The following is a 7,538-nucleotide window of genomic DNA, read 5'->3' as shown; positions in this document are numbered from 1 at the left end:
TCCGTGTCGGAGAGGGGTTGGGGGAGAGGTCAAATAAGACTTGTCGAACTCACGTTCATTTAGTTGCAAAGTGCTGTAAGCTAGTGAGCCAGATTCCTGAAGAAGTCCACTTTTTTATAACTTCAAATCTTCACGCCATGTAAAAATAATTTGCTCCTCAGCTTGCCTAAATTCAATATTAAATTTATCAAATACAACTTCTCGACCTAAAAGCAATTGTTCTCCGCCTGTATTGGTTTGTAACCATGCTACAGGAGCGATAAAATTGTGTTCATCAATTGCCATTTCTACATTACGTAAAACGTATTCAACTCTGCCACCTATAGTTTCTGCCAACAAAGTTGATTCGGAATCAGCCAAAGCATAGCCTAAATCTTGACCAACTTTTAATGAAATTAAACTTAATTCAGCACCAGAATCTACTAACATTGTTGTATTAGATTCTATATCTCTGTGCTTTAAAATTACGCTATAATTTGGTTGCCAATCATGTCGAGCAATGCTGCGGAAGCGAATTGGTAAAATTTCTATAGAAGCAGTGCGACGAGGAACTAGGTAAATTAAAAAAGGCTGTTTTGCAGCATTAGCTAATGCTAAAACTTCGCGTAAGTTTTCACTGTGAGCAATTATTCCATTTGGATTGTAAGCGATATATTGATTTTTATATAAATATAATAACATCTGGCGGTTACGATTCAACCACTTGAACATTTCGTCTCTTTCACTTTTAGATGGTGTTGTATTCATATATTTAGTTTTGTCCGTGGATTAGTGATGAGCCAACCCTCTTTCTCTAAAGCGAGTTTTACTGCATCATGGAATATGTCTTTCGCCGCCATAGATTCCTAGAATTTTGATTTCGGTACTATAAAACTAGGTTACTCCCTACCAAACCTGACTTAAATCCAAAACAAACCCAAGTAGCAATGGTTCACCATAAAGTGTCTTAGGGTTATCTAATACCTCAACTGCAATATTAGGACGATAAATAAAAACTCGGCGTTGTTTTCTATCAATTAACCAACCAAGTTGCGTCCCATTATCAATATACTCTTGCATCTTGTCTTGCAAAATTCGCAAGTTATCAGTTTCAGAACGCAATTCAATCACAAACTCAGGACAAATCGGTGCAAATTTTTTTCGCAGTTCTGATGGTATCGCCTCCCAGCGATCGCGTTTTATCCACGCCGCATCTGGAGAACGCACCGCACCATTAGGCAAAGTAAACCCACCACTGGAACCAAACCCTACACCTGTACCGTCTTGCTTCGTCCAAATACCCAACTGAACAATAATGTCAAAGTTATGTTGATCGGTTTCGGAACCAGTAGGGGGCATAATCACTAATTCTCCAGCAGCATTACGTTCGATGCGAAAGTCATGGTTTAGCTGACAAAACTCATAAAACTGATCTTCGGTTAGTGCGATCGCAGGTTGCAATTGCAAAACCACTGGTATAATTTCTGTGGCTACAGGTAAGTTGGTGGTCATAATGGCTTTGTGGCTACTTCACCTGCTTTAACTATAATCTTTTCACAATCTACGGTGGAATGAGGGTTAACTCATGAAGATTGGAATTATTGGCAGTGGAAACATGGGGCGCTCTCTAGGTATACTCTGGGCAGAGCAGGGGCATGAAGTATTTTTTGGCTCTCGTGATGCCGAAAAAGGAAAAGCAACAGCAGAGTTTGCCGGACGCGGAACGCAGGGTGGAACAAATGATCAGGCGGCGGTGTTTGCTGATGTAATTTTGTGGACAGTACGCAACATTATGCCAAAACAGTTACTTTCTCATCCTGAACTTCTCGACAGTAAAATTATTATTGATTGTAATAATCAGGATATTCCTGAAGGATTTGCTTATTCACCAATAGTAGAATCTCTAGCCGAAAAGCTTGCTAAAGATGTACCTCAAGCGCAGGTGGTAAAAGCTTTTAATACTATGGCGCAGGAAGTATTTGAATTAGCACCTGAACCATTAAAGGATTATGGAGTTTCTGTTTTTGTTGCAGGAGATGATGAACAAGCCAGAAAAACAGTGATGGGGCTTGCTGAAGAAATCGGATTTTTAGCAGTAGATTCTGGGGTTTTACGTAATGCTCGATTGGTAGAAGGCTTAGGAGATTTTATTCGCCTGATTATAGGTGGTCAAAAACACGGTGTTTATGCAACTATCTCTGTCAATGTCTTACCTACAGCGTCAGAACAACGCTTAGGTGGACGGCAAGCTTCGAGTTTGAAGTAAGTCAGAATCATTGATTAAATACATTGCTGCAATCGACTTGCTTAATTCATTGCATCTCAGTAAAGTACAATCAAAACCAGTTTCAAGGTCATAAAAATGACGACTCAAAAAAGGATTGCTGTGGTAACAGGCAGTAATCGAGGGCTAGGCTATGCTATTTCCCGTCAATTATCCCAAATTGGCAACCGCGTAATTCTGACGAGTCGTAATGAAACAGATGGTCTTACTGCTAAAGGGCAGCTTACCAGTGAAGGGCTTGATGTTGACTATCACACGCTGGATGTCAGCAATGATGGAAGTGTGCAGCAGTTTACAGAGTGGTTGCGTGAAACTTACGGTAAGGTAGATATTCTGGTCAATAATGCAGGCGTGAATCCTACAACTAAGCCGGAGGAATCGAGCTTACTGACTGTGCAACTGGAAACGATGCGATCGACCTTTGAAACCAATGTTCTAGCAGTACTCAGAATTTCTCAAGCATTAATTCCGTTGATGAAGGTGCAAAACTACGGTCGCATTGTCAATATCTCAACGGAAATGGCATCTCTAACATCAGTTCCCACTGACTACTACCCTTTAGCGCCTTCTTATCGACTCTCAAAGGTAGGAGTAAATGGACTAACTGTGCTTCTCGCCAAGGAACTCCAAGGTACTAATATTCTCGTAAATGCCTATTCTCCGGGTTGGATGAAGACAGATATGGGGGGAGATGATGCCCCGTTCACGGCAGAAGAAGGAGCCGAAACTGCTGTCTATTTAGCAACACTTCCCGATGGAGGAGCGCAAGGACTGTTTTTTGCAGAGATGCGAAAGTTTGGTGGCCCTATTCAAGTACAATGGTAGGTTAATATGGGAGATTCCGCAGGTTTACCGCCTATTTACGCAGATAAGCCGATTGAATTAGCACCTGCTAAAATTATTGCCTCGTTCCCGGTCAATACTTTTTTGGAAAATCTAGCGATCGCACCAGATGGCACAATTTTTGTAACCAATCACGAAGTTGGCGAGATTATTCGCATTACCCCAGATGGCAATCAGCAAATTCATGCCACTGTTGAGGGCAAAGTAAGTGGTCTTGCTTTTACTACCAACGGCGATCTGGTGGCAACAGGATGGAATGCTGATTCTATACCTGCGGTTTCTCTAGTTAAAAGTGATGGCACGGTGGAAACGTTGCTGACACTGCCAGACGCAATATTTCTCAATGGCATCACCCCACTTTCTGACACTCAGTATTTGACAGCAGATTCCTATCGTGGTGCAATCTGGCTGATTGATGTTGCTCAACCCAGTGGATCAATTTGGCTAGAACATCCAATGCTTGCTCGTAGCAATTCGGAAAGCGCGTTTCCGGCTGCAAATGGCTTGAAGCGTTTTGGTGATTTCCTCTACGTTTCAAATACGGAAAAAATGTTGCTGTTGCGGATTCCCATCAATAGCACTAATAAACCAGGTGAGCCGGAAATTTTTGTTGAGCAAACTAATATTGATGACTTTGCCTTTGATGTGGAAGGCAACCTTTATGGAGCAACGCACATTTACAATAGTGTGGTACGAATTGCAAGCGATCGCACTACTACTATCATTGCTCAAGCCGAGTCAGGTGTAATTGGTAGCACAGCAGTGGCTTTTGGTCAAAGTGAGGGCGATGTCTACGACGGGCTACGCCTACGCACTGCAATTTACGTTGTAACTAATGGTGGAATGTTTTTACCTCCACCTACTGGTGTTGTTCCTGCTAATGTTGTTCGGCTTGAGGTTGGAAAAGCTGGATATCCCTTGGGTTGAGAATGATGCAATTTTAGATTTTAAATTTTGGATTTTGGATTAAAACTTCTAAATCCAAAATTTAAATTTGTTGGCTCTCCAACGAATTTGTACTTGTTTTGCGAAAAGCAAGCTACGTGAAATAAATCCAAAATCCCCAAGCCTTGAATTTATTCATAGGATCAATCCAAAATCTAAAATCCAAAATTTATAAAGATGGAACAGGACGAGCAATTTGTAACCGTGGTCATTACACAACTTGTTAAACCAGGATGTGAAAACGCTTACGAGGCTTGGTTAAAAGATATTACTAGTGTTGCCAGAACCTATCTAGGGCATCTAGGAACAAATGTGATTCGTCCCCAACTTGGAGTGCGAAATGAATATGTGATAATTTTTCGGTTTGACGGTTATGAAAATTTAAAGGTGTGGATGACATCACGCGATCGCGAATATTGGCTGAATCAAGGTAAAAATTTGGTGGAATCCGATCCTGATGTTCAACAAATCTGTGGATTAGAAGCTTGGTTTTCTCTTCCCGGTCAACCACTGAAAACTCCACCGCGCTATAAAACAGCATTGCTAACTTGGGGAACTGTATTTGTGTTGATTAATTTGTTGAATACATTTATAACGCCCCTGCTTCGCGGCTTACCTCCCTTAATTATTTCGTTGATCATTACCATTACTATGGTTTTGCTATTAACTTATGTTGTCATGCCTAGAGTTAGCCGTTTGTTTAGTTCTTGGCTATATCCTAAATTACGAAAAGTTTAGCACCTGATCGCCCCTCTAAAATGCCAAAATTTTAGGGGTAGTTATCTAACCACCCCTTTATTGCCCTAATAATTTAGAATTTACTTGCAGACCCCTTAATGGGAAGTTAATTTACTCAGAAATGTTAATCGAACTTTCAACTTGAGAAGTAGCCAATGTTGGTGCTGTAAAAATCCGCGAGTACAGACTTGATGGTTGTTGATGAGCAACGACTGGTAGAACTTCACGAGCATGGGCGGCTAATTCTACTGCTTTCACATCATAAGTCTGCGTTGCCAATTTGGGATAAAACCCGATACCGATGATTGGCAGCAGCAAACAAGCGGTAATAAATATTTCGCGGGGTTTGACATCAGATATTACAGCATCCAGGTGCAACTCTTGACTTTGCTCGCCGTAGAACACTTGACGCAGCATCGAAAGTAAATAAATTGGTGTCAAAATCACGCCAACTGCTGAGAGTAGCACAACTACAACCTTGAAGCTAGAACTGTAAACATCACTGGTGGCGATACCGAGAAATACCATCAACTCACCCACAAAACCACTCATTCCTGGTAAAGCGAGAGAAGCCATTGAACCGATGGTAAACAGAGCAAAGGTTTTAGGCATTACCTTAGCCATACCGCCCATTTTATCCATCATCAAGGTGTGGGTGCGATCGTAAGTCACGCCAGACAGGAAGAATAAGCTAGCAGCAATCAAGCCGTGAGAAACCATTTGTAGCACTGCACCGCTGATACCCAGTTCTGTGTAAGAGGCAATCCCAATCAGCACAAACCCCATGTGGGCAATTGAAGAGTAAGCCAAGCGGCGTTTGAGATTGGTTTGAGCGAAGGCACAGCAAGCACCGTAGACAATGTTAACCACACCCAAAATTGCCAGCACTGGGGCAAAAGTCACATGAGCATTGGGCAACATTTCCACATTGAAGCGGATCAGGGCATAACCACCCATTTTTAACAACACACCAGCCAAAATCATTGAACCGGGTGCTGATGCTTCACCGTGGGCATCAGGTAGCCAAGTGTGTAAAGGGAAAATCGGTAATTTTACACCGAAGGCAATTAAGAAACCTGCATAAACCAACAATTCCAAAGTTTTGGGGTATTCTTTCATTCCCAGAGTCGCCATGTCGAAGGTGACGGTATCTCCAGAGAATGCCATTGCAAAACCAGCAATCAAGATAAATATTGATGCGGCGGCGGTGTAAAGAATGAATTTGGTAGCCGCATAACGGCGGTTTTGTCCTCCCCAGATGGAAATCAGCAGGTAAACCGGCACTAACTCGATTTCCCACATTAGGAAGAACAGCAGCAAATCTTGGGCGACAAATACGCCAAGCTGGGCGCTGTACATCGCTAACATCAAACCATAAAATAATCGCGGCTTGGTGGTAACTTTCCAAGCCGCGAATATTGCGAGGGTATTTATTAAGCCTGTTAGAAGCAGCAAGGGCATCGATAAACCATCAACCCCCACAGCCCAATGCAAACCTAACTGCGGTATCCAAGGATAGTTTTCTACAAATTGGAGTGTTGAACTCTGAAAGTCGTACTTGTACCAAAAGGCATAAATCATCAGTGCAAAGTCAGCGATCGCAACTCCCAAACCATACCACCGCACAGTTCTACCTTCTTTGTCTGGGATTAAGGGGATGGCTAAGGCAGCCACCAAGGGTAAGAGGATTATGGCTGTTAGCCAGGGAAATTCAATAGCATTCATCACTTCTGACAATCAATTTGCCTTATCGCTTTTAATTTCATTATATTAAGGAATCAATACTTTTGTAAACATTCCTTAACCCTAGAGGATTAAATTTTTGGCATAGATAAGAATATATACTCATCGAATTCCAAATTATCAGGATGGATAAGAATAAATACTTATCGGATTTTGCCGATTCCATTCTAAATGTAAACTTTTGCAACGTCAACAAAAAACGGCAGCTAAAGCCACCGTTACAATACCGTCATATTTTCTAGGCCAATTGTCAGAGCTATTTAGTCTACGCTTCTAAGTTGAGTCATAGACCTAACCCCCAGCCCTTCCCTACAAGGGAAGGGGAGTAAGATTCAAAGCCTCTCTCCTCTTAGGAGAGAGGTTTGGGGAGAGGTTAAAAGTACTTGGGGCTGACCATTAAACAATCCGGTTGACAATTGTCCAAACTTCCCCATCAGAGCGGACATAAGGGACGGAGATTGTCTTAAACCCAGTGATGAAGGGCTTGTAATAAATCCGCCAATACATTGGACTCAATTCATTGGCACAACGTTTAAGGAGGCGGACTTCTGCCGCCAGTTCGCTTGCTAGTTGATTAATGCGTTGAGCATGAACCTGTGCCACTTCTTTGGCTTCTTCTAGCTCTTGCTGTTGGATAAGTTCTTTTGATACAACTTGCGATCGCACTAGCTTACCTTGTTTTTGTTTTATTTGGCCTTCCAAAGCTGCGATCGCTGCATCTATGCCCTGGAGTTCAACTGATAATTGGGCATTTTCTCTGGCTTGGCGGCGATAGGCTTCAACCATTGCCTGGGGTGAATCATTCTCGCCAGAGATGACATTATTAATAGTGAGTGCAGCGCGTTCTTCTAGGAGAATCTGAATTTGAGATTTAAGCGCCGCCATTTCAGCCTGAATTTGCTCCATAAATCGAGTTTTAAGTGCTGAGTAAAATAGTCATTGGATTTTTAACGTTGCTGAATTAAAGTATGAATCTGGATGTAGAGACGTAGCACTGCTACGTCTC

9 protein-coding genes are annotated in these 7,538 nt (G+C 42.1%); 4 read left to right on the top strand and 5 right to left on the bottom strand.

Annotated features, from left to right (window positions below; translation table 11 throughout):
* Positions 1 to 114: 114 nt before the first annotated feature.
* Genes VB740_RS16210 through VB740_RS16205 form a run of 3 tightly spaced genes read right to left on the bottom strand, consistent with a single transcriptional unit; the run spans position 115 to position 1,491 of the window.
* The gene (locus VB740_RS16210; protein ID WP_323200995.1) at positions 115 to 747 is read right to left on the bottom strand and encodes a retropepsin-like domain-containing protein; all 633 of its coding nucleotides are present in this window, start codon (positions 745 to 747) and stop codon (positions 115 to 117) included.
* Positions 744 to 839, bottom strand: coding sequence for an element excision factor XisH family protein (locus VB740_RS36795; RefSeq protein WP_416289968.1), 96 nt, complete (start codon positions 837 to 839; stop codon positions 744 to 746). The genes VB740_RS16210 and VB740_RS36795 overlap by 4 nt, the downstream gene beginning before the upstream one ends.
* Positions 840 to 885: 46 nt before the next feature.
* Positions 886 to 1,491, bottom strand: a complete 606-nt coding sequence (locus VB740_RS16205; protein WP_323200994.1) for a Uma2 family endonuclease — start codon at positions 1,489 to 1,491, stop codon at positions 886 to 888.
* A gap of 73 nt (positions 1,492 to 1,564) precedes the next feature.
* Between VB740_RS16205 and VB740_RS16200 the strand changes: the two genes are divergently transcribed.
* From VB740_RS16200 to VB740_RS16185, 4 genes are all read left to right on the top strand, one after another.
* On the top strand, positions 1,565 to 2,245 hold the full coding sequence (locus tag VB740_RS16200; RefSeq protein ID WP_323200993.1) for an NADPH-dependent F420 reductase: 681 nt from the start codon (positions 1,565 to 1,567) through the stop codon (positions 2,243 to 2,245).
* 96 nt (positions 2,246 to 2,341) lie between these two features.
* Complete coding sequence (locus VB740_RS16195; RefSeq protein WP_323200992.1) at positions 2,342 to 3,088, top strand: SDR family oxidoreductase; 747 nt, start codon at positions 2,342 to 2,344, stop codon at positions 3,086 to 3,088.
* A 6-nt stretch (positions 3,089 to 3,094) separates the two neighbouring features.
* Entirely contained in the window at positions 3,095 to 4,033 is a 939-nt protein-coding gene (locus VB740_RS16190; protein ID WP_323200991.1) for a gluconolactonase, read from the top strand.
* A gap of 195 nt (positions 4,034 to 4,228) precedes the next feature.
* Entirely contained in the window at positions 4,229 to 4,789 is a 561-nt protein-coding gene (locus tag VB740_RS16185; protein ID WP_323200990.1) for an antibiotic biosynthesis monooxygenase, read from the top strand.
* Positions 4,790 to 4,900: 111 nt separating this feature from the next.
* On the opposite strand, the gene VB740_RS16180 is transcribed toward VB740_RS16185, so the two are convergent.
* The gene (locus VB740_RS16180; RefSeq protein WP_323200989.1) at positions 4,901 to 6,514 is read right to left on the bottom strand and encodes an NAD(P)H-quinone oxidoreductase subunit 4; all 1,614 of its coding nucleotides are present in this window, start codon (positions 6,512 to 6,514) and stop codon (positions 4,901 to 4,903) included.
* Between the two features lie 414 nt (positions 6,515 to 6,928).
* On the bottom strand, positions 6,929 to 7,438 hold the full coding sequence (locus VB740_RS16175) for a hypothetical protein (RefSeq protein WP_323200988.1): 510 nt from the start codon (positions 7,436 to 7,438) through the stop codon (positions 6,929 to 6,931).
* Between the last annotated feature and the right edge of the window lie 100 nt (positions 7,439 to 7,538).

Source organism: Nostoc sp. UHCC 0251, from assembly GCF_034932245.1.
Lineage (GTDB): Bacteria > Cyanobacteriota > Cyanobacteriia > Cyanobacteriales > Nostocaceae > Nostoc.
This window is presented reverse-complemented; position numbering and strand designations above follow the sequence as displayed.